17 protein-coding genes are annotated in these 20,047 nt (G+C 72.3%); 2 read left to right on the top strand and 15 right to left on the bottom strand.

The window, feature by feature from the left end:
- Positions 1–92 precede the first annotated feature (92 nt).
- The 7 genes from topA to bldG all read right to left on the bottom strand — a co-directional run bounded on the left by topA (position 93) and on the right by bldG (position 9,775).
- Positions 93–2,972, bottom strand: coding sequence for a type I DNA topoisomerase (gene topA / locus ACZ4WQ_RS29055; protein WP_361186835.1), 2,880 nt, complete (start codon positions 2,970–2,972; stop codon positions 93–95).
- 211 nt (positions 2,973–3,183) lie between these two features.
- On the bottom strand, positions 3,184–3,381 hold the full coding sequence (locus ACZ4WQ_RS29050; protein ID WP_311727079.1) for a hypothetical protein: 198 nt from the start codon (positions 3,379–3,381) through the stop codon (positions 3,184–3,186).
- Between the two features lie 152 nt (positions 3,382–3,533).
- Complete coding sequence (locus tag ACZ4WQ_RS29045; protein WP_311727078.1) at positions 3,534–5,132, bottom strand: DUF7059 domain-containing protein; 1,599 nt, start codon at positions 5,130–5,132, stop codon at positions 3,534–3,536.
- Between the two features lie 78 nt (positions 5,133–5,210).
- Entirely contained in the window at positions 5,211–5,783 is a 573-nt protein-coding gene (locus tag ACZ4WQ_RS29040) for a small secreted protein (protein WP_398376578.1), read from the bottom strand.
- Positions 5,784–6,052: 269 nt separating this feature from the next.
- Positions 6,053–8,497 carry a sodium-translocating pyrophosphatase gene (locus ACZ4WQ_RS29035; RefSeq protein WP_385345673.1) on the bottom strand — a complete coding sequence of 815 codons (2,445 nt, stop codon included), beginning with the start codon at positions 8,495–8,497 and terminating at the stop codon, positions 6,053–6,055.
- Positions 8,498–8,912: 415 nt separating this feature from the next.
- Complete coding sequence (locus tag ACZ4WQ_RS29030) at positions 8,913–9,347, bottom strand: ATP-binding protein (RefSeq protein WP_311727075.1); 435 nt, start codon at positions 9,345–9,347, stop codon at positions 8,913–8,915.
- 86 nt (positions 9,348–9,433) lie between these two features.
- Entirely contained in the window at positions 9,434–9,775 is a 342-nt protein-coding gene (gene bldG, locus ACZ4WQ_RS29025; RefSeq protein ID WP_144382955.1) for an anti-sigma factor antagonist BldG, read from the bottom strand.
- A gap of 54 nt (positions 9,776–9,829) precedes the next feature.
- Here bldG and ACZ4WQ_RS29020 point away from each other — a divergent pair, with 54 nt between their 5' ends.
- Positions 9,830–12,298 (top strand): DEAD/DEAH box helicase, encoded by a 2,469-nt coding sequence (locus tag ACZ4WQ_RS29020; protein WP_398376575.1) that lies wholly within the window; start codon positions 9,830–9,832, stop codon positions 12,296–12,298.
- Between the two features lie 77 nt (positions 12,299–12,375).
- On the opposite strand, the gene ACZ4WQ_RS29015 is transcribed toward ACZ4WQ_RS29020, so the two are convergent.
- The 7 genes from ACZ4WQ_RS29015 to ssd form a co-directional block, all read right to left on the bottom strand.
- On the bottom strand, positions 12,376–12,738 hold the full coding sequence (locus ACZ4WQ_RS29015; protein ID WP_311727073.1) for an Rv3654c family TadE-like protein: 363 nt from the start codon (positions 12,736–12,738) through the stop codon (positions 12,376–12,378).
- Positions 12,735–13,193 carry a TadE family type IV pilus minor pilin gene (locus tag ACZ4WQ_RS29010; RefSeq protein WP_311727072.1) on the bottom strand — a complete coding sequence of 153 codons (459 nt, stop codon included), beginning with the start codon at positions 13,191–13,193 and terminating at the stop codon, positions 12,735–12,737. Before ACZ4WQ_RS29010 ends, ACZ4WQ_RS29015 begins: the two co-directional genes overlap by 4 nt.
- On the bottom strand, positions 13,180–13,377 hold the full coding sequence (locus ACZ4WQ_RS29005) for a DUF4244 domain-containing protein (RefSeq protein ID WP_311727071.1): 198 nt from the start codon (positions 13,375–13,377) through the stop codon (positions 13,180–13,182). The genes ACZ4WQ_RS29010 and ACZ4WQ_RS29005 overlap by 14 nt, the downstream gene beginning before the upstream one ends.
- 142 nt (positions 13,378–13,519) lie before the next feature.
- Positions 13,520–14,329 (bottom strand): type II secretion system F family protein, encoded by an 810-nt coding sequence (locus tag ACZ4WQ_RS29000; protein ID WP_311727070.1) that lies wholly within the window; start codon positions 14,327–14,329, stop codon positions 13,520–13,522.
- On the bottom strand, positions 14,319–15,248 hold the full coding sequence (locus ACZ4WQ_RS28995; RefSeq protein WP_398376571.1) for a type II secretion system F family protein: 930 nt from the start codon (positions 15,246–15,248) through the stop codon (positions 14,319–14,321). The genes ACZ4WQ_RS29000 and ACZ4WQ_RS28995 overlap by 11 nt, the downstream gene beginning before the upstream one ends.
- Positions 15,245–16,441, bottom strand: coding sequence for a TadA family conjugal transfer-associated ATPase (locus tag ACZ4WQ_RS28990; protein WP_311727068.1), 1,197 nt, complete (start codon positions 16,439–16,441; stop codon positions 15,245–15,247). Before ACZ4WQ_RS28990 ends, ACZ4WQ_RS28995 begins: the two co-directional genes overlap by 4 nt.
- A complete protein-coding gene (ssd, locus tag ACZ4WQ_RS28985; protein ID WP_385345665.1) occupies positions 16,438–17,550 on the bottom strand; it encodes a septum site-determining protein Ssd in 1,113 nt (370 codons plus the stop codon). Before ssd ends, ACZ4WQ_RS28990 begins: the two co-directional genes overlap by 4 nt.
- A 455-nt stretch (positions 17,551–18,005) precedes the next feature.
- Here ssd and ACZ4WQ_RS28980 point away from each other — a divergent pair, with 455 nt between their 5' ends.
- Complete coding sequence (locus ACZ4WQ_RS28980) at positions 18,006–18,842, top strand: HAD family hydrolase (protein WP_311727223.1); 837 nt, start codon at positions 18,006–18,008, stop codon at positions 18,840–18,842.
- Positions 18,843–19,188: 346 nt separating this feature from the next.
- On the opposite strand, the gene ACZ4WQ_RS28975 is transcribed toward ACZ4WQ_RS28980, so the two are convergent.
- Positions 19,189–20,010, bottom strand: a complete 822-nt coding sequence (locus tag ACZ4WQ_RS28975) for a Fic family protein (RefSeq protein ID WP_311727066.1) — start codon at positions 20,008–20,010, stop codon at positions 19,189–19,191.
- Between the last annotated feature and the right edge of the window lie 37 nt (positions 20,011–20,047).

Here is a 20,047-nt window from a genome sequence, read left to right as displayed (position 1 = left end):
CGCCGGTTTCCGTCGGCTTTGGCCGCCGCTTCAGGCCTTGGCCGCCGCCTCGGGCCCGGTCGGGGGCGCCGCCCCGGACCGGGCCGCCGGCCTCAGTCGGCCTGAGCCGACGGCTTCGTGGCCGCCTTGGCAGCCGTCGCCGTCTTCTTCGCCGCGGTCTTCTTGGCCGTGGTCGTCTTCTTGGCCGCGGTCTTCTTGGCGGTGGTGGTCTTCTTGGCCGCCGTCTTCTTGGCCGTGGTCGTCTTCTTCGCCGCGGTCTTCTTGGCGGTCTTCTTGGCCGGGCCCTTGGCGCGCTTCTCGGCGAGCAGCTCGAAGCCGCGCTCCGGAGTGATCGTCTCGACGTCGTCGTCGCGGCGCAGCGTCGCGTTGGTCTCGCCGTCGGTCACGTACGGGCCGAACCGGCCGTCCTTGACCACGACCGGCCGCTCGCTGACCGGGTCGGTGCCCAGCTCCTTCAGCGGCGGCTTGGCCGCGGCCCGGCCGCGCTGCTTGGGCTGCGCGTAGATCGCGAGCGCCTCGTCGAGGGTGATCGTGAAGAGCTGCTCCTCGCCTTCGAGCGACCGCGAGTCCGTGCCCTTCTTCAGGTACGGGCCGTAGCGGCCGTTCTGCGCGGTGATCTCGACACCCTCGGCGTCGGCCCCGACCACGCGCGGCAGCGACATCAGCCGCAGCGCGTCCGCCAGGGTGACCGTGTCCAGGCTCATCGACTTGAAGAGCGAGGCGGTGCGCGGCTTGACCGCGTTCTTTCCGGTCTTCGGGGTGTCCTCGGGGAGCACCTCGGTGACGTACGGGCCGTAGCGGCCGTCCTTGGCGACGATCTTGCGGCCGGTCTCCGGGTCCGTCCCGAGCTCGAAGTCGCCGCTCGGCTTGGCGAGCAGCTCCTCCGCGTACTCGACGGTCAGCTCGTCCGGCGGCAGGTCGTCGGGGACGTCGGCGCGCTGGCCGGTCTCGCCCTCGGCCTCGGTCGGCCGCTCGACGTACGGGCCGTAGCGGCCGACCCGCAGCACGATGCCGTCGCCCACGGGGAAGGAGGAGATCTCGCGGGCGTCGATCGCGCCGAGGTCGGTGACCAGGTCCTTGAGGCCGCCGAGGTGGTCGCCGTCGCCGTTTCCGGCCGCGGCGGCATCGCTCTCGGCCCCGGGCGCGGTCGCCCCGCCCCCGGGCACGGTGGTGCTCTCGCCGAAGTAGAAGCGCTTGAGCCACGGCACGGCCTGGGCCTCACCGCGCGCGATGCGGTCGAGGTCGTCCTCCATCCTGGCGGTGAAGTCGTAGTCGACCAGCCGGCCGAAGTGCTTCTCCAGCAGGTTGACCACGGCGAAGCTCAGGAAGGACGGGACCAGCGCGGTGCCCTTCTTGAAGACATAGCCGCGGTCCAGGATGGTGCCGATGATCGAGGCATAGGTCGAGGGGCGGCCGATCTCGCGCTCTTCGAGCTCCTTGACCAGCGAGGCCTCGGTGTAGCGGGCCGGGGGCTTGGTGGCGTGGCCGTCGGCGGTGATCTCCTCGGCGGCCAGCCGGTCGCCCTCGGCGACCTGCGGCAGGCGCCGCTCGCGGTCGTCGAGCTCGGCGTTCGGGTCGTCCGCGCCCTCCACATAGGCCTTCATGAAGCCGTGGAAGGTGATCGTCTTGCCGGAGGCGGAGAACTCGGCGTCGCGGCCGTCGCTCGCCCGGCCGCCGATCTTGACGGTGACGGAGTTGCCGACCGCGTCCTTCATCTGGGAGGCGACGGTCCGCTTCCAGATCAGCTCGTACAGCCGGAACTGGTCGCCGGTGAGACGGGTCTCCGCCGGGGTCCGGAAGCGGTCCCCCGAGGGGCGGATCGCCTCGTGCGCCTCCTGGGCGTTCTTGACCTTGCCCGCGTAGGTGCGCGGCTTGTCCGGCAGATAGTCGGCCCCGTACAGCTGGGTGACCTGCGCCCGGGCCGCCGCCACCGCCGTCTCGGACAGGGTGGTGGAGTCCGTACGCATATACGTGATGAAGCCGTTCTCGTACAGCTTCTGCGCCACCTGCATGGTCGCCTTGGCGCCGAAGCCGAGCTTGCGGCTGGCCTCCTGCTGGAGGGTCGTGGTGCGGAACGGGGCGTACGGCGAGCGGCGGTACGGCTTGGACTCGACGGAGCGCACCGTGAAGGCGGCGCCCGCGAGGCCCGCGGCCAGCCCGCGCGCACCCGCCTCGTCCAGGTGCAGGACCTGGGCACCGCCCTTGAGCTGCCCGGTCGAGGTGAAGTCGCGGCCCTGGGCGACACGGCGGCCGTCGACGGCGGTCAGCCGGGCGCCGAAGGTGCCGGGGTCGCTGGTGTCCCCGGCCCGGCCGGTCGCGAAGACGCCGGTCAGGTCCCAGTACTCGGCGGAGCGGAAGGCGATGCGCTCGCGCTCGCGCTCGACGACCAGGCGGGTGGCCACCGACTGGACGCGGCCCGCGGACAGGCCGCGCATGACCTTCTTCCACAGGACCGGCGACACCTCGTAGCCGTAGAGGCGGTCCAGGATGCGGCGGGTCTCCTGGGCGTCGACCAGCCGCTGGTTCAGCTCGCGCGGATTGGCGACGGCCGCGCGGATCGCGTCCTTGGTGATCTCGTGGAAGACCATCCGTCGGACCGGGACCTTGGGCTTGAGCACCTGCTGGAGGTGCCAGGCGATGGCCTCGCCCTCGCGGTCCTCATCGGTGGCCAGGAAGAGCTCATCCGAGTCGGCGAGCAACTCCTTGAGCTTCCTGACCTGGCTCTTCTTGTCGGCGTTGACGACATAGACAGGCTGGAAGTCGTGTTCGACGTCCACACCGAGGCGGCGGACCTCCCCGGTGTACTGGTCGGGCACCTCGGCCGCACCGTTCGGCAGGTCCCGGATGTGCCCGACACTCGCTTCGACCACGTAGCCCGGGCCGAGATAGCCCTTGATCGTCTTCGCCTTGGCAGGCGACTCGACGATGACAAGTCGGCGGCCGCCCTGTGCGGTCTCGCTGGTCGGGGACAACTTCGCTCTTCTCTCCGGTCGACGCTCGGTGAACGGGCACTACTGCACGGGTTACGTGCACACGCACACCACTACGGTGACGCTGCGGAGTGTGACGGTACCTCCCGGCCCCGTGTCAAACGGAAAAAGCCCGCAACGCCACTCGAACGGTAACCCGACAAGCGTCCTGTCTGCCGCCCGGACCGGCACTCGGCGTCGCGCGAGGGCCCTGTCAGGCGTAAACCAGGCACCAGATCCCGCCGCCCAGCGCGGCGGTGCCGAAGAGAACGGAGAGGACCGCCGAAGCGACAGGGCTCACACCGTGCGCGACCGGCGCGCGCCGCCGCGTTCGCGCTGCTGTCCACAGCAGCAGCGCCGCGCCGAACACGACGAACGCCGTACCGGCGAAGATCGCGGGTCCCCTCTCCATGGGCAGAGCGTGGCACCCGCGGAAGGCGCATGCGCGAACCGCGGGTGAACAGCGCACGACCCGCTCTTCCGGCCATGATCACGCCTCTGAGTGGCAACTTCTTGCCATCCGGGCGGAGCGCGGAGTGTCGCGCGCGCTCCGGCGCACTACCTCTACTCCCCCCGTCCGTCCACCGACCCGGTCGCCCCGGCCCCCGGTTCGTCACCCCATCCGTCCACCGGCTCGTCCACCGGACGCAGGAACCCCTGCTCCACCAGGAGCCTGATCGAGTCGGGGGTGCGGTCGCGCAGCACCACCGGATCCTCCCCGAGCAGCTGGGCGATCGCGTCCAGGATGCGGCCCGCGCTGAGCGTGCCGTCACACACCCCCGCGAAGCCCGCGCCGACCGTGTCCACCTTCGTCGCCCGCCGCATGCCACGGTTCTGACGCAGCACCACATGCTCGGGGTCCTCCGCGCCGGGCAGCCCCACCTGCTCCTGGACGACCTCGTCGGCCAGCCGGAAGCGGGCGGCCAGCAGCGCCGCGTCGTCGTGTGTGCGCAGGAAGTCCTGCCGCTCGAAGTGGGCCACGACCGCCTCCCCCAGCGGCTGCTCCACCGGGTGCGGCCACTCCTCCGCGATCACGGACGGGCGGTCGGCCCCGGACTTGCGCAGGGTGATCCAGCCGAACCCCACGGCCCTGGTCTTGCGGGCCTCGAACTCCTCCAGCCAGGCGTCGTACCGCGCGGCGTACTCGGCGGGCCCGGCGAGGTGGGCCCCGGCGTCCCGCAGCCACAGCTCGGCGTACTGCGTGATGTCCTGCACCTCGCGCTGCACGATCCAGGCGTCACAGCCGCTGGGCACCCAGGAGGCGATCCGCTCGCGCCAGTCCTCCCCCTCCACGTGCTGCCAGTTGGCCAGCAGCTGGCACCAGCCGCCGTCGGTGAGATGGCCGGCGGAGCGCTGGACCAGGGTGCGGCACAGGTCGTCACCGGACATCCCGCCGTCCCGGTAGACCAGCCGGTCCCGCTCGGAGGAGGGCGGCGAGATCACAAAGGGCGGGTTGGAGACGATCAGGTCGTACGCCTCGCCGGCGACCGGCTCGAAGAGCGAGCCCTCCCGCAGATCGGGCTCCGCCGCGCCGGACAGGGCGAGGGTGAGCCGGGCGATGCGCAGGGCGCGCGGGTTGGTGTCCGTGGCGGTGACGGAGGCCGCGTGGCGGGCGGCGTGCAGCGCCTGGATGCCGGAGCCGGTGCCGAGGTCGAGGGCCCGGCCCACCGGGGCGCGGACCGTGAGCCCGGCGAGCGTGGTGGACGCCCCGCCGACCCCGAGGACGAGCCCCGAGCGGTCCACGCCGCCGGGCCCGCCGATGCCTCCCGCGCCGCCGACCGCGCAGCCCAGGTCGGAGACGATCCACCAGTCCTCGCCCTGCGGGCCGCCGTACGGGCGCACATCCACGGTGGCCCGCACCTCGTCGCCGTCGCGCACCAGCCAGCCGTCGGCCAGGCAGTCCTCGACGGGCAGGGCAGCGGCCGCCCGCCCGTACGCGACCGGGCGCTGCAGCAGGAACAGCCGCACCAGCGTCTCCAGCGGGCCGTCGCCCCGCGTGGCGCGCAGGGCGGGGACGGTCTCGCTGCGCGCCAGGGCCGCGTAGGCGGGGGCGCCGAGCAGGTCCAGCAGGCCGTCGGCGGTGAAGGCGGCGGCCAGCAGCGCATCGCGCAGATGGGCGATGCGCTCGGGGCCGGCGGGGCTGGGGAGGCGATGCGTACTCACGCCCCCATTGTCAGGGGAACCACTGACAGTCGGGGGAACCGCTGGCAGTGAGGGCCACCGACGATGGGGGCCGAGCGGCTACGAGGGAGACGCGGTGCTGGTGCCCTTGGGCTTCTGGCAGCCGGGCTGCTTGGCCATCGCCTTGCCGACCTCGCCCTCCTGAAGCTTCTGAAGCGCCTTGTCACCCGAATTGCTGAGCTTGTTGAGCTCGTCGGCGATGCCCTTGAGGCCCGCCGCAAACTTCGCCTTGTCCGAGGTGTCGAGCTTGTCGACGGTCGTCTGGAGGTCCTTGTACGCCTTGGAGGTGGAGTTGAGCTCCTTGACCGCCTGCTTCTGGGTCTGCTCGCCGCCCTTGACGGGCGGGGCGCCCGCGTCCTGCACCGCCTTGGCGAGGGCCGCGTACGCCTCGGAGATGTCCCCGAAGGCCTCGGAGTCGGTCTGCTGAAGCTTCTTGGAGTCCTGCTCGTCGGACGCGGCCTGGATCGAGGCGTTGGCGGCCTGGATCTTCTTCAGCTGGGGCTGTACTTCGTCACAGACCGTTTTGGCCCAGTCGTTGACCTTCTTGTTGCTTTCGCCCCCACCGCCGCAGCCGGTCAGCGCCACGACAAGTGCCGCACCGCCGGACAGTGCCGCCACAAGCTTCTTGTTCACCGGATTGGTCCCTTCCATGGCTCTTCTCGGCCCCGGAACATACACGGCCGAACGGCCGGGTCCCTGGGTTGAGCGTCCCCTATAGGGCCTTATGAAGCCATTTGAACCAAGCCAGGTGTGCTGTCCGCCTCATTGAAGGGAGCTCAGAAGGGAGCGTTGAAGAGAGCCCCGGCGGACGGACGCGGAAGCGGGCGGACAGCGTGCGACGCACCCTGTCCGCCCGCCCGTTGCGGGGCTCGCCCCGCCGGCTCGCGGCCGCTCCGCCCGCGTCAGGACACCACCGCGGCGTCGGCTGACTTACTGACCCGCTCGGAGTTGCCCTCGTCGCCCACCGCGATGCCGCGCCGCTTGGACGCGTATACGGCGGCGATGATGATCACCAGGGCCAGCGACGCGATCCCGGCCCGCAGGCCCGGGCTGGCGTCGTTGCCGTAGGAGAACTTCACGACCGCCGGGGCGATCAGCAGCGCCACCAGGTTCATGACCTTCAGCAGCGGGTTGATCGCGGGGCCCGCCGTGTCCTTGAACGGGTCGCCGACCGTGTCGCCGATCACCGTCGCGGCATGCGCCTCGCTGCCCTTGCCACCGTGATGGCCGTCCTCCACCAGCTTCTTCGCGTTGTCCCAGGCCCCGCCGGAGTTCGCCAGGAACACCGCCATCAGCGTCCCGGTGCCGATCGCGCCGGCCAGGAACGAGCCGAGCGCGCCGACCCCGAAGGTGAAGCCGACCGCGATCGGCGCCAGCACGGCCAGCAGGCCGGGCGTGGTGAGCTCGCGCAGCGCGTCCTTGGTGCAGATGTCCACGACCCGCCCGTACTCGGGCGTCTCGCTGTAGTCCATGATCCCGGGCTTCTCGCGGAACTGCCGCCGCACCTCGAAGACCACCGCGCCCGCGGAACGCGACACCGCGTTGATCGCCAGTCCCGAGAACAGGAAGACGACGGCGGCGCCGAGGACGAGCCCGACCAGGTTGTTCGGCTGCGAGATGTCCAGGCTCAGGTTCATGTTCCCGGCCACGGTCGTATGCACCTCGGAGACCGCCTCGGCGATGGCGTCGCGGTACGAGCCGAAGAGCGCCGAGGCGGCGAGCACCGCCGTCGCGATGGCGATGCCCTTGGTGATCGCCTTGGTGGTGTTGCCGACCGCGTCGAGGTCCGTGAGCACCTGCGCGCCCGCGCCCTTGACATCGCCGGACATCTCGGCGATGCCCTGGGCGTTGTCGGAGACCGGGCCGAAGGTGTCCATCGCGACGATCACGCCCACGGTGGTGAGCAGGCCCGTGCCGGCCAGCGCGACCGCGAACAGCGCCAGCATGATCGAGGTGCCGCCGAGCAGGAACGCGCCGTAGACGCTGAGGCCGATCAGCGTCGCCGAGTACACCGCGGACTCCAGCCCGAGCGAGATCCCGGCGAGCACGACGGTGGCCGGACCGGTCAGGGATGTCTTGCCGATGTCCCGCACCGGACGTCGGGTGGTCTCGGTGAAGTAGCCGGTGAGCTGCTGGATGAGCGCGGCCAGCACAATGCCGATGGCGACGGCGACGAGGGCGAGCACGCGCGGATCCCCGCCGTGACCGAGGATCGCGCGGTCGGTGACGCCGTCCAGGTCGGCGTAGCTGGACGGCAGATAAACGAAGACCGCGACCGCCACCAGCGCCAGCGAGATCACCGCGGAGATGAAGAAGCCGCGGTTGATGGCGGTCATGCCGCTGCGGTCGGCGCGCCGCGGGGCCACGGCGAAGATGCCGATCATGGCGGTGACCACGCCGATGGCCGGGACCATCAGCGGGAACGCCAGGCCCGCGTCGCCGAAGGCGGCCTTGCCGAGGATGAGCGCGGCGACCAGGGTCACGGCGTAGGACTCGAACAGGTCCGCCGCCATGCCCGCGCAGTCCCCGACGTTGTCGCCGACGTTGTCCGCGATGGTCGCGGCGTTGCGCGGGTCGTCCTCGGGGATGCCCTTCTCGACCTTGCCGACGAGGTCGGCGCCGACGTCGGCGGCCTTGGTGAAGATGCCGCCGCCGACCCGCATGAACATGGCGATCAGGGCGGCACCCAGGCCGAAGCCCTCGAGCACCTTGGGCGCGTCGGCCGCGTAAACCAGCACCACGCATGACGCGCCGAGCAGGCCGAGGCCGACGGTGAACATGCCGACCACGCCACCCGTGCGGAAAGCGATCTTCATGGCCTTGTGCGAGACGGCCGTCAGATCGACATCCGATTCGCCCGGGGTCGATGAGGGGGAACTCCCATTGACGGGAGTGGACCCGGACGGCTTGTCCGGCGTCGCCTCACGGGCGGCGGCCGCGACGCGCACATTGCTGCGCACGGCGAGCCACATCCCGATATAGCCAGTGGCCGCCGAGAATCCGGCGCCGATCAGAAAGAACACCGATCGCCCGATGCGCTGCTTCCAGTCGTCCGCCGGCAACAGCATGAGCAGGAAGAACACCACGGCGGCGAATACGCCGAGAGTGCGCAGCTGCCGAGCCAGATAGGCATTCGCGCCTTCCTGGATCGCCGCTGCGATCTTCTTCATGGTGTCGGTGCCCTCGTCGGCCGCGAGCACTTGTCGTACCAGCGTCACCGCGACCGCGAGTGCCGCCACCGCGACCGCGGCGATCACCAGCACGATCACTCTGTTGTCGTGGGTCAGTTCTGCGGCGGCCAGGGTTGGGGGAAGGTCCAGTGGATGAGGGGTGAGTTGCCCCGCCATTCGTCCTCCTTGACGTTTGGCACATGGGCGCGCAGCAGTTCTGCGACCGCAGAAGAGCCGCCACGCTCAGGCGTCCTGAGCTCAAGATGTGGACGGATTGTAGGGAGCGGCACCAGATCAAAACAGGGCGCCGGAATAGGAATTCGCCTGCACCAGGGAAGATCAATAGGTTTCGGCCGCGGGAATTCCCCCGGATGAAGGAAGGTATCTAATTCGCTGACGCATGGATAATGATCTCTATAAACGATCTCAGCGTCATATAAAAAGCCCTGCTCAGCGCAGGGCCGGAGCAGGGCGGAGCACCCGGCGCCGACGTCCGTCGGGGACGTCGGCGCGAGCGGTCGGGGTTTTGGCGGAAGACGCGCGGCTGGAGGCCGCGCGGCAGCAGAGCTGTGCCGGGCTACGGGCCGTCGGGCTACGGCAGCACGGACTGAGGGGCGGTCGGCCAGCTCATCCGGATCCGGCCGCCGGTCTCGCTCGTCGACACCTCGACGTCGTCGACCAGCCCGCTGATGACCGCGAGCCCCATTTCGTCCTCGCCCTCGGCCGCCGGCTCCTCGTCCACATCGGGATGGGAGCCGGGAGCGAGCCCGGCGGAGGTCGGCGACTCGTCGCCGACCTCGATGGAGAACTTCTTCTCCTCGTCGGTCAGCACCACCCGCACCGGGGCCTCCACCCCGTTGCTCAGGTGCAGCCCGACCGCGCGCGTGCACGCCTCACCGACGGCGAGCCTCACCTCGTCGAGCACGGCCTCGTCCACACCGGCCCGGCGCGCCACGGCCGCCGCCACCAGGCGTGCGGTTCTGACGTGCTCGGGCAGCGCGCTGAAGCGGAGTTCGACGGTGGCCATGCCATCCCCCTCGGGCGTGTGGGCGTGCATCTCAGGGGGCCGGGCGCATCCGCCCGGTGCCCCCTCGTTCTTCCGGTGGTGACTGATCAGTCAGTCGCCGCAACAGCGTCCTCGACCGAGGTGTGAATCGGGAACACCTTGGTCAGGCCGGTGATTCGGAAGATCTTGAGAATGCGCTCCTGGTTGCAGACCAGGCGCAGCGAGCCCTCGTGGGCTCGCACTCGCTTGAGCCCGCCGACGAGCACGCCGAGCCCGGTGGAGTCGAGAAAGTCGACGCCCTCCATGTCGACGACCAGGTGGTAGTTGCCGTCGTTGACAAGCTCGACCAGCTGCTCGCGCAGCTTGGGCGCGGTGTATACATCAATCTCGCCACCGACCTCGACGACCGTGCGGTCGCCAACGGTCCGGGTCGACAGGGACAGGTCCACGGATCCTCCAGCACCTTGCATCGAGCGGTCGCCCCCCATGGATCGGCAGCCGCGATGGCATTCAATCACTTACCAGCAGGCGCGCACGACGCCTTGAGCCCATTGTCCGTCAGACCAGTGACAGACTCGGTGTCGATGGCCCACAACCAACTCCCGCGGAACGCGGGCATACGCACCTCACCCCGGACCGTCCTAGGGCGGCTCACCACTGGGGCGGGCCGGGCTGCGCGCATCACTCATACGGAGCACTTGCCCCCGCGTATCGGGACCCATGCCGATTGGCCTCGCCAGATCCGGCCGGAAGTCGTCGCCGCTGTCCGGGCCGCGGGCATCGAGCGCCCCTGGGCCCACCAGGCGCGTACGGCCGAACACGCGCTGCGAGGCGAATCGGTGGTCGTCGCCACCGGCACCGCGTCGGGAAAGTCCCTGGCCTATCTGGCCCCCGTCCTCAGCACCCTCCTGGACGGCTCCGAGGAGCCCAACGGCAGAGGCGCGACCGCCCTGTATCTGGCGCCCACCAAGGCCCTGGCCGCCGACCAGCGGCGCGCCGTGGCCGATCTCGCCGCGCCGCTGGGCACCGGCGTCCGCGCGGCGGTGTACGACGGGGACACCCCGGTCGAGGAGCGCGAGTGGGTCCGCCAGTACGCGAACTATGTGCTCACCAACCCCGACATGCTGCACCGCGGCATCCTGCCCGGGCACCCCAGGTGGTCCTCCTTCCTGCGCGCGCTGCGCTATGTCGTCATCGACGAGTGCCACACCTACCGGGGCGTATTCGGCTCCCATGTGGCCCAGGTGCTGCGCAGACTGCGCCGGGTCTGCGCCCGCTACGGCTCCTCGCCCGTCTTCCTCCTCGCCTCCGCGACCGCCGCCGAACCGGCCGTCGCGGCGACCCGGCTGACCGGGCTGCCCGTGATGGAGATCACTGACGATTCCTCGCCCCGGGGCGAGGTGGTCTTCGCCCTGTGGGAGCCGCCGCTGACCGAACTGCACGGCGAGCAGGGCGCCCCGGTCCGCCGCACCGCCACGGCGGAGTCCGCCGACCTGCTCACCGACCTGGCCGTCCAGGGCGTCCGTACGGTCGCCTTCGTACGCTCCCGGCGCGGAGCCGAGCTCATCGCCCTGATCGCCCAGGAGCGGCTCGCCGAGGTCGACCGGTCGCTGGCGGGCAGGGTCGCCGCCTACCGGGGCGGCTATCTCCCCGAGGAGCGCCGCGCCCTGGAGCGCGCCCTGCACTCCGGGGACCTCCTCGGGCTCGCCGCCACCACCGCCCTGGAGCTGGGGATGGACGTGGCCGGGCTGGACGCCGTCGTTCTCGCCGGCTACCCGGGCACCCGCGCCTCGCTGTGGCAGCAGGCGGGGCGGGCCGGGCGCAGCGGGCAGGGCGCGCTGGCCATCCTGGTCGCCCGGGACGATCCGCTGGACACCTATCTCGCCCACCACCCGGAAGCCCTCTTCCGGCAGCCGGTCGAGTCCACCGTGCTGGACCCGGACAACCCTTACGTCCTCGCGCCCCACCTCTGCGCGGCCGCCGCCGAGCTGCCGCTCACCGAAGCGGACCTGGAACTCTTCGGCCCCGCCACCGAGGAGCTGATGCCGCAGTTGGAGCAGCGCAGGCTGCTCCGCCGCCGGGCCACCGCCTGGCACTGGACCCGCCGTGAGCGCGCCGCCGACCTCACCGACATCCGCGGCGAGGGCGGGCGGCCGGTGCAGATCGTGGAGGCGGCGACGGGACGGCTGCTGGGCACCGTGGACGCCTCAGCCGCCCACACCACCGTCCACGAGGGCGCCGTCCACCTCCACCAGGGCCGGAGCTATCTCGTCGGACAGCTCGACCTCGAGGACTCGGTCGCGCTCGTGGAGGAGGCCAGCCCGCCGTATTCGACCACCGCCCGCGACACCACGGCGATCTCCATCCTGGAGACCACCACCGAGGTCCCCTGGGGCGACGCGCGGCTGTGTTTCGGCTCGGTCGAGGTCACCAACCAGGTCGTCTCCTTTCTGCGCCGCAAGCTGATCACCGGTGAGGTGCTGGGCGAGTCCCGGCTCGACCTCCCGCCCCGCACGCTGCGCACCCGGGCCGTGTGGTGGACGGTCACCGACGACCAGCTCGAGGACGCCCGCGTCGCCCCCGAGGCCCTCGGCGGCGCCCTGCACGCGGCCGAGCACGCCTCCATCGGCATGCTGCCGCTGTTCGCGACCTGCGACCGCTGGGACATCGGCGGGGTCTCCGTCCCGCTCCACCCCGACACCCTCCTTCCGACCGTGTTCGTCTACGACGGGCACCCCGGCGGCGCGGGCTTCGCCGAGCGCGCCTTCCACACCGCGGCCCGCTGGCTCACGGCCACCCGCGAGGCGATCGCCGCCTGCGAGTGCGATTCCGGCTGCCCGTCCTGCATCCAGTCCCCCAAGTGCGGCAACGGCAACGACCCGCTCGACAAGAAGGCCGCCATCCGCCTCCTGAGCACCCTGCTCGCCAAGGCACCGCCCCAGCCGGCCGACCCCGACGACGCTCCCGTCTGACGACGCGCAGGGCCTGCTGCCGGCCCGCTCCGGCCCCCGTACGCGCAGCCGCCACTGGGCGCCTGTGGGGGCGTATGTCACCGGGCCTGGGGCCGCCCGGCAGGGTCGGCGGGTCCGGCGCGGGACCGCACCTCGGGGGCGAACGGCCCGGCGCGCGCCTCCACCCTGAGATCAGCGATCGCACCGATCAGGGCGCACCTCACCACGCGGGCGCCCTGTGCGGCGGCCACCCGCCGGGCGAGACGGCACGCCATCTCGGGCCCCTCCAGCCCATGGTCCGCCGCCGCGAGCGCCGCCAGGTCCGCTGCCGCGCCCGCCCGGTGGCGGGCCACCATGACCTGCCCGGCCGTGAGTACGGCCGCGAACACGGCACACAGCGCCGTGGCGGCCAGGGCGGTCCACACCGTCGCCGACCCGCGGTCTCCCCCAGCCCGTCTCATGGCCCCGCCTCCCCCACGCCGGCGGACGCCCCGCCTCCGCCGGGCGGCGTCTCACTCCGGCCCACCGATTCCTCGACGAGGGCGACCGCCTCGCCGCGCAGGCGCACCGCCAGCGGGCCGGGGCCGGGCGCGCGGGCCTCGACCCGCACCCGCACCAGGTCGCCCTCCCGCCGCAGCTCGACCCGGGCCCCGCGCGGGGCGGCCGACCGGGCGGCGGCCAGCGCGGCCGCCTGCGGCTCGGACCGCGCGGCGGCGCGTGCCCCCGCCCTCGCCGCGTCCACGCACCGCATCTGCCCGGACGCGGCCATCAGACCCCAGATCAGCATCAGGGCGAACAACCCGAGCACCGGCAGCACGACAGCCGTCTCCGCCGTGACAAACCCCCGGTCGCCCGGTCCGACCGGGCCGCGCCGCCCGCTCGGACCGGACCGGCCGGTGGCCTCAGAACTGCGCATCGAGCGCCTTCCCGATCACCGACCGCAGCGCGTCGTCGACCGCCCCACCGGTCACCACCTTGTACAGAACCGCGGCGAAGGCGCACGCCACGATCGTCCCCATCGCGTACTCGGCGGTCGCCATCCCCGCATCCGCCCGTGCCTTGGCCGCCGCGTACCGCCGCAGACACCACCGCATCACCATTTCGGCCTCCCCGACCTGTGCTGAGTCCCGTGCTTCCGGCCATCGCGTTCCCGACGACCGTGCTTCCGTGTCCGTGCTTGCGTTGCCGCGCTCGCGTTTCCGTGTGTGCCTCGCTTTCGTGCTCGCACCCCTCTCGTCCGCCTCATCCACCGACCACCAGGGCGCCCGCGAGCCCGAGCATCACCGGCGCCACCCCGATCAGCAGGAACGCGGGCAGAAAGCAGGCCCCCAGCGGGGCGGTGGCCAGGATGCTCGCGTGCTGCACCCGTTTGTCCGCCTGTCTCCCTTGCTCGGCCCGGCAGTCGGCGGCGAGCCGGGACATCGGCTCCACCGCCGGGGCGCCCGTCGTTCCGGCGTGCTCCAGGGCGCGCGCCAGACCGCGCGCCCCGGGCAGAGCTCCCATGCGCCCCCAGGCGGCGGCCGGTTCGCCCCCGAGCCGGAGCTCTGCCGCGGCCTGGGAGAGCCGCTCGCCGATCGGGCCGCCGAGCGACCGCCCCACCGCCTCCGCCGCCTTGCGCGGCCCCGCTCCGGCCGCCAGACAGGCGGTGAGCAGATCGGCTGCCAGCGGCAGCTGACGCACCACGCCTTCCCCGGCCCGCTTGCCCGACCGCCCGCCATCTCCGGCCCGGCGGTGCCGCTGCCATCGCCTCGCCCCGTAGCCCGCGGCGAGCCCCAGCGCACAGCCCAGCACGCCCCCGACCAGGACGAGGCAGACGAACAGGGCACCGGCGGCCGAGGCCCAGCCCCGTACCGTGTCGGACGAGCCGTACGCCCGCCATCTCTCCCGCAGCCCTGGACGCCGCGCCGCCTCTTGAGGGGCTGGCAGCAGCGCCGCGAGCCGCCGCCGAGAGGTCCGCACCCGGCGGGCCTCGGCCACCGCTCCCACCGCCGAGACGGTGGCGGCCGCGAAGGCCGTCGCGATCCACAGGCTGTGGACGACGTCAGCCCCCATGACCCCGGCGTCCTCCCTGGCCGGCCGCCGTCCGAATCACCCGCGCCGTCCAGGCGAACCCGGCCCACTCCAGCAGCCCGCCCACCAGCAGGCAGGCGAGCCCGGCCGGGGTGTGCAGCAGCACATGCAGCGGATCCGCTCCCAGCGCGGCGCCCATCCCCAGCCCGAAGACGGGCAGCAGCATCAGGAGGACGGCCGTCGCCCTGGGACCAGCCAGCTTGGCGCGCAGATGCTGCCGATGGTCCCGCTCGGCCCGCAGGGCCGCCGCAACCCGGTCGAGGCCCGCCGCGAGGCCTGCCCCCTCGTCGACCGCGACCTGCCAGCAGGCCGCGACTCCGGTGAGCCCCTCCGCACCCGGCGCCCGGGCCGCCCTGCGCAGCGCCTCGGGCACATCGCCGCCGAACCGCGCCGCCGCCGAGACCAGGCCCCAATGCTCCCCGATGGGCCCCGGGGGCGCGGCCAACAGCGCCTCGACCGGCTGCCGCCCGGCGCGCAGCTCGCCCGCCACCGCCCCGCACAGCTCGATCACCGCGGCGGCCCGCCGCTCCCGCTCCCGATCGTGCGTGCGCGCCCGCCGCCACCGGCCGACGACCGGCACGGCCGCGGCCCCGGCCAGCAGCGGCAGCACCGAAGCGCCCGCCAGCGCCAGCACGCATCCCGCGGGCAGGCACAGCAGCTCGCGCCCCATCCGCCCGCCGCAGGCGGTCCGCCATCGCTCCCGGAGCCCGGCCACCGTCTCGGCCAGCCGACGCCGCGGAGCCTGCCTTGCGGGGCCGACGGTTCCGCTGCCCGCGAACAGCAGCCTGGCCCGCCGCAGATCTTGGTCCCGCCCGGAAATCAGCCAGGCCGCCGCGCCCGCGCACAGCACGGCCGCGTACAGCGGCAACGTCGTCTCCGGGGGCGCCCCACCGCCGCTCATACCGCACCCCCGCCGCGTACGCACAGCCGCTCGAGCCGCTCCCAGCCCGCCGCCTTCCCGAAGCCCTCGGGGGTCCACACCGCGGCCGGGACGGTCGTGACATAGCCCGCCCGATCCCGGCCGAGGACATGCAGCTCGGCGACCCTGCGCCGCCCGCCGCGGTCCCGCACCAGATGGACCACGACCGATACCGCGGCCGCCAACTGGCTGTGCAGCGCGGCCCGGTCGAGACCGGCCGTCGACCCCAGCGCCTCCAGCCGGGCCGGGACATCCGCCGCGGTGTTGGCGTGCAAAGTGCCGCACCCGCCCTCGTGCCCGGTGTTGAGGGCGCCGAGGAGGTCGGTGACCTCGGGGCCGCGCACCTCTCCGACCACCAGCCGGTCCGGACGCATCCGCAGCGCCTGGCGCACCAGATCCCGCAGCGTGACCTGGCCTCTGCCCTCCTGATTCGCAGGCCGGGTCTCCAGCCGGACCACATGCGGATGGTCCGGCCTGAGCTCCGCGGAGTCCTCGGCGAGGACGATCCGCTCGTCCCGCCCGACGAGCCCCAGCAGTGTGCTCAGGAGCGTCGTCTTGCCCGAGCCCGTACCGCCGCTGATCAGGAACGACAGCCTGGCGTCCAGCATCGCCCGCAGCAGCTGCCGGCCGCCTGGCGGCACCGTCCCCGCCGCCACCAGCTCCTCCAGCGAGAACGCCCGGGGCCGCACCACGCGCAGCGACAGACAGGTGGATCCGACGGCCACCGGTGGCAGCACCGCGTGCAGCCGTGTGCCGTCCGGCAGCCGGGCGTCCACCCACGGCCTGGCATCGTCCAGCCGGCGACCCGCCACGGCGGCCAGGCGCTGGGCGAGCCTGCGCACCGCGGCCGCGTCGGTGAACGCGACATCCGTCCGTTCCAGTCCGGCTCCGCGGTCCACCCACACCTCATCGGGGGCGGTGACCAGCACATCCGTGACATCGGGGGCGGCGAGCAGCGGCTCCAGCGGTCCGGTGCCGACCAGTTCGGAGCGCAGGGCCGCGACGACGCCCAGGACCTCCGTGTCGCCGAGCAGCCGCCCCTCCTCGCGCAGGGCCGCAGCCACCCGCGCGGGCGTCGGCTCCGCCCCGCTGCGCGCCAGCCGCAGCCGCACCGCGTCCAGCAGCTCCGGCGACTCGACGCCCATGCCGCCGCGCTCACTCCAACCGGCGCTCATGCCCCGCCTCCTCGCTGTTCCGCGCCGGCCAGGACCCGCGCCCAGAACTCGGCGCAGAACCGGGCGAGCGGCCCGCGGGGGCTGCCGCCCGGTGGCTCCCCGCCGTCCAGCGCTTCCGGCAGCCCGGGCTCCGGCGGCAGCTCACCGGCCAGCGGCAGATCCAGCAGCCGGGCGATCTCCTCGTCGTCGAGCCCCGGGCCGCACGGTCCGCGCACCACCGCGCGCAGATCCCGCAGCACCATGCCCACCGTCGACGCCACGCGGTGGGCGGCGGCCACGGCCCGCAGCTCGGCGGGCACCACCAGCAGGCCCAGATCCAGCTGAGCGAGGGCCTCGGCCACCGTGTCGTCCACCCGCCGCGGCAGATCCACCACCACGACCCCGCCGCGCCGCCGTGCGGCCGAGAGCACGGCTCGCATCGCGGACGGTGCGATGCCCACCGATTGGCCGCGGTCCCAGCTGAGCACCCGCAGGGAGTGCAGCTCGGGGAGCGATTCCTCCAGCGCGCCCCCGGCGACCCGGCCACGCGATTCGGAGAAGGCAGGCCATCTCAGCCCCTCCGCACCCTCGCCGCCCAACAGCACGTCCAGGCCGCCGCCCAGCGGGTCTGCGTCGATGAGCATGGTGCGCCGCCCCGCGCGGGCGGCGCAGACCGCCAGGGCGCAGGCGAGGGTGCTGGCGCCCGCGCCGCCGCGCCCGCCGACGACCCCGATCGTGAAGGCCTGGCGGCCGACGCCCTCGGCCACATCGGCGATGCGGTCCACCAGCCAGGTCTCGGCGTCGGGCAGAAACGCCACGTTGTCCGCACCGAGGTCGACCGCCCGCCGCCAGATGTCGTGGTCGTCGAGGTCCCGCCCGATGAGCAGCACCCCTTCCCTGCGGGTGGTGCCGCGCAGCCTGGCCGCGGCGTCGTCACCGACAAGAATCAGCGGGGCGCTTTCCCAACTGCCCCGGCGCGTGGGCGCGCCATGCACCACCTCGGGCTCGGCCCCCGCCGCCGCGCAGAGCCGCAACAAGTCGTCGAGAAGCTCCTCGTCCTCCGTGACGATCAGCGGTCTGCGCTGTCGTCCATCCGCCGCCGGTTGTTTCGCTGTGATGGATCCAGCCACGATCCCCTCCCCCATCTCGTTACGCGCTCTCACTCCCGCGAACGATGAGCGCGAACACCGCGGAGAATCAGCGTCCGGCGATCCAGAAAATCTTGGGGATCTTGGTCCAAAACTGGGGACAACTCATCAGTTGTGAATATCCCAGTCACCTAAACCAGTGACTTCCGGAGAGCAGTCTTGCGATTACGGACAGTCACGGATCAGGCTGGTGACACGAAGGCCGCGGGCAGAGGCCCGAGAGGGGGAAATGATCAGATGAGAAGACGGAAAATGCGTCCGGACATGCGACGACCCCCGCCGGGGGGGAGAGCGGGGGTCGTCCCCACGGCCGACTCGGGGGGGGAGGAGTCGGACCGGGTTAGCACGGTCGCGAACGATCCGTGACTTCCATGGTGTACCCGAGAGCCTTCTCAGGCAAACCCACGCGCCTCAGCTTACGCCGAATGGTGGGCCCTATGCTCGGCGTCGTGGAAAACCACTCGTTGCCTCGGACAGCCGCCTTCTTTGACCTGGACAAGACGGTCATTGCGAAGTCGAGCGCGCTCACCTTCAGCAAGTCCTTCTACCAAGGTGGGCTGATCAACCGCCGCGCCGTACTGCGTACCGCATATGCGCAGTTCGTCTTCCTCGCCGGCGGCGCCGATCACGAGCAGATGGAACGGATGCGGGAGTATCTCTCGGCGCTGTGTCGGGGATGGAACGTCCAGCAGGTGCGGGAGATCGTCGCCGAGACCCTGCATGACCTCATCGACCCGATCATCTATGACGAGGCCGCCTCGCTCATCGAGGAACACCACGCCGCAGGCCGCGATGTGGTGATTGTCAGCACATCGGGGGCCGAGGTCGTCGAGCCGATCGGCGAGCTGCTGGGCGCGGATCGCGTCGTGGCCACCCGTCTGGTCGTGGAGAACGGGGTGTTCACCGGCGAGGTGGAGTACTACGCATACGGGCCGACGAAGGCGGAGGCGATCGCGGAGCTGGCCGAGTCCGAGGGCTATGACCTCTCCCGCTGCTATGCCTACAGCGACTCGGCCACCGACCTGCCGATGCTGGAGTCCGTCGGCCATCCACACGCGGTCAATCCGGACCGCGCCCTGCGGCGCGAGGCCGCGGCCCGCGGCTGGCCGGTTCTCTCCTTCAACAGGCCGGTGCGGCTGAAGCAGCGGGTGCCCTCCCTCTCCATGCCGCCGCGTCCGGTGCTGGCGCTGGCGGCCGCGGTGGGCGCGGCAGCGGCTACCGCGGGGCTGGTGTGGTACGCGAGTCGACGCCGCGCACCGTATGCCCGCGTTTGAAGCCAATCGCAAAGAACTGCGATGAAAGCTTCCGCTTGGCCGGGCACAGGAGTAGAAAGGAATCGAAGGCCCGCGAGACCAGGGGCATCCGGAGGATTCCCCCCAGAAGCACCAAGGCCCACGGACCAAGCATGAATACCGGGCACCCACGCGACGCCGACCCGTCGATTACGGGCCAGCCGCACCAGGTGACGGGCGAAGATCCCGACCTGATGGGCAAATTATCGTGCACGCATGGTAACCCGGTGGACGTGCCAGCGGCGGTACCGAACTCGGTGCCGCCGCAACCATGTCCGGGCCCGTTCACGGCGGCCCGGCCGCGCCCGAGTGGGTCGAGTGACCGGACTCAGGCGGCGCCACGCTGCAAGGCCTCGCAGACCGCCGTGCTCTCACGGGCCCCCAACTCCACCGCCCGCCCGCAGTGCGCGATCCACGCGGCCATACCCTCCGGCGTCCCTGAGGCATAGCCGTCCAGCGCTGCGGCATACGCCGCGCCCCCCAGCTCCGCATGTCCGACCTCCGCCGGACAGATGGACTTCGGGTCAAGTCCGCTTCCCACCAACACGATCCGCTCCGCCGCGCGGGCCACCAGACCGTTGTGGGTACCAAAGGGCCGCAGGGCCAGCAGTTCGCCGTGCACCACCGCCGCCGTCACCAGCGCCGGGGCACCGCTCCCCGCGATGAGCAGCTGCGCCAACCCGTCCAGCCGCCCCGCCATCTCACCGGCATCCGGCAGCGCCAGCTCGATCAGCGGCTCCTCGACCGGCTCACCGGCCAGCCGTGGCCGCCCCACCGAATCGGCCACCTCTGTTCCCCCGGCCGCCACCAGATGCAGCCGGGCCAGCACCCGCAGCGGCGACTGCCGCCACACACTCAACAGCTGTCCCGCCTCGGCGGTCAGCCGCAGCGCCGCCCCCACCGTGCGCGGCTCGCCCTCCGATCCGAAGTCGCTGCGGCGCCGCACCTCCTCCAGCGCCCAATCGGCCCCGGCCAGGGCGGCGGAGCCACGCGCTCCGCGCAGGGCCGCCTCGGACGTGACCTCATTGCTGCGGCGGCGCATCACCCGGTGGCCGTAGATCCGGTCCACCGCCTTGCGTACGGCTTCCACAGAGTCGGCGACGCCGGGAAGCGAGACCAGAGCGGCGAGCGGATCTGCTGTCGTACTCATGGGTACGACCCTACGCACCCATCGGCTCCTACGGCCG

The organism is Streptomyces sp. NPDC028305 (assembly GCF_055569495.1).
Note: the sequence above shows the minus strand (reverse complement) of the source record. Positions and strands in the feature narration are given on the sequence as shown.

Excerpts from the sequence above, each read along its gene's own strand:
- ACZ4WQ_RS28995 (WP_398376571.1), bottom strand. The coding sequence starts at position 15,248 with ATGAGCGGCGGTGGGGCGCCCCCGGAGACGACGTTGCCGCTGTACGCG.
- ACZ4WQ_RS29050 (WP_311727079.1), bottom strand. The coding sequence starts at position 3,381 with ATGGAGAGGGGACCCGCGATCTTCGCCGGTACGGCGTTCGTCGTGTTC.
- ACZ4WQ_RS29000 (WP_311727070.1), bottom strand. The coding sequence starts at position 14,329 with ATGGGGGCTGACGTCGTCCACAGCCTGTGGATCGCGACGGCCTTCGCG.
- ACZ4WQ_RS28975 (WP_311727066.1), bottom strand. The coding sequence starts at position 20,010 with ATGAGTACGACAGCAGATCCGCTCGCCGCTCTGGTCTCGCTTCCCGGC.
- ACZ4WQ_RS29005 (WP_311727071.1), bottom strand. The coding sequence starts at position 13,377 with ATGGTGATGCGGTGGTGTCTGCGGCGGTACGCGGCGGCCAAGGCACGG.
- ACZ4WQ_RS28990 (WP_311727068.1), bottom strand. The coding sequence starts at position 16,441 with ATGAGCGCCGGTTGGAGTGAGCGCGGCGGCATGGGCGTCGAGTCGCCG.
- ACZ4WQ_RS29010 (WP_311727072.1), bottom strand. The coding sequence starts at position 13,193 with ATGCGCAGTTCTGAGGCCACCGGCCGGTCCGGTCCGAGCGGGCGGCGC.
- ACZ4WQ_RS29015 (WP_311727073.1), bottom strand. The coding sequence starts at position 12,738 with ATGAGACGGGCTGGGGGAGACCGCGGGTCGGCGACGGTGTGGACCGCC.
- ACZ4WQ_RS29030 (WP_311727075.1), bottom strand. The coding sequence starts at position 9,347 with ATGGCCACCGTCGAACTCCGCTTCAGCGCGCTGCCCGAGCACGTCAGA.
- ACZ4WQ_RS29035 (WP_385345673.1), bottom strand. The coding sequence starts at position 8,497 with ATGGCGGGGCAACTCACCCCTCATCCACTGGACCTTCCCCCAACCCTG.
- ACZ4WQ_RS29020 (WP_398376575.1), top strand. The coding sequence starts at position 9,830 with ATGGCATTCAATCACTTACCAGCAGGCGCGCACGACGCCTTGAGCCCA.
- ACZ4WQ_RS28980 (WP_311727223.1), top strand. The coding sequence starts at position 18,006 with ATGCTCGGCGTCGTGGAAAACCACTCGTTGCCTCGGACAGCCGCCTTC.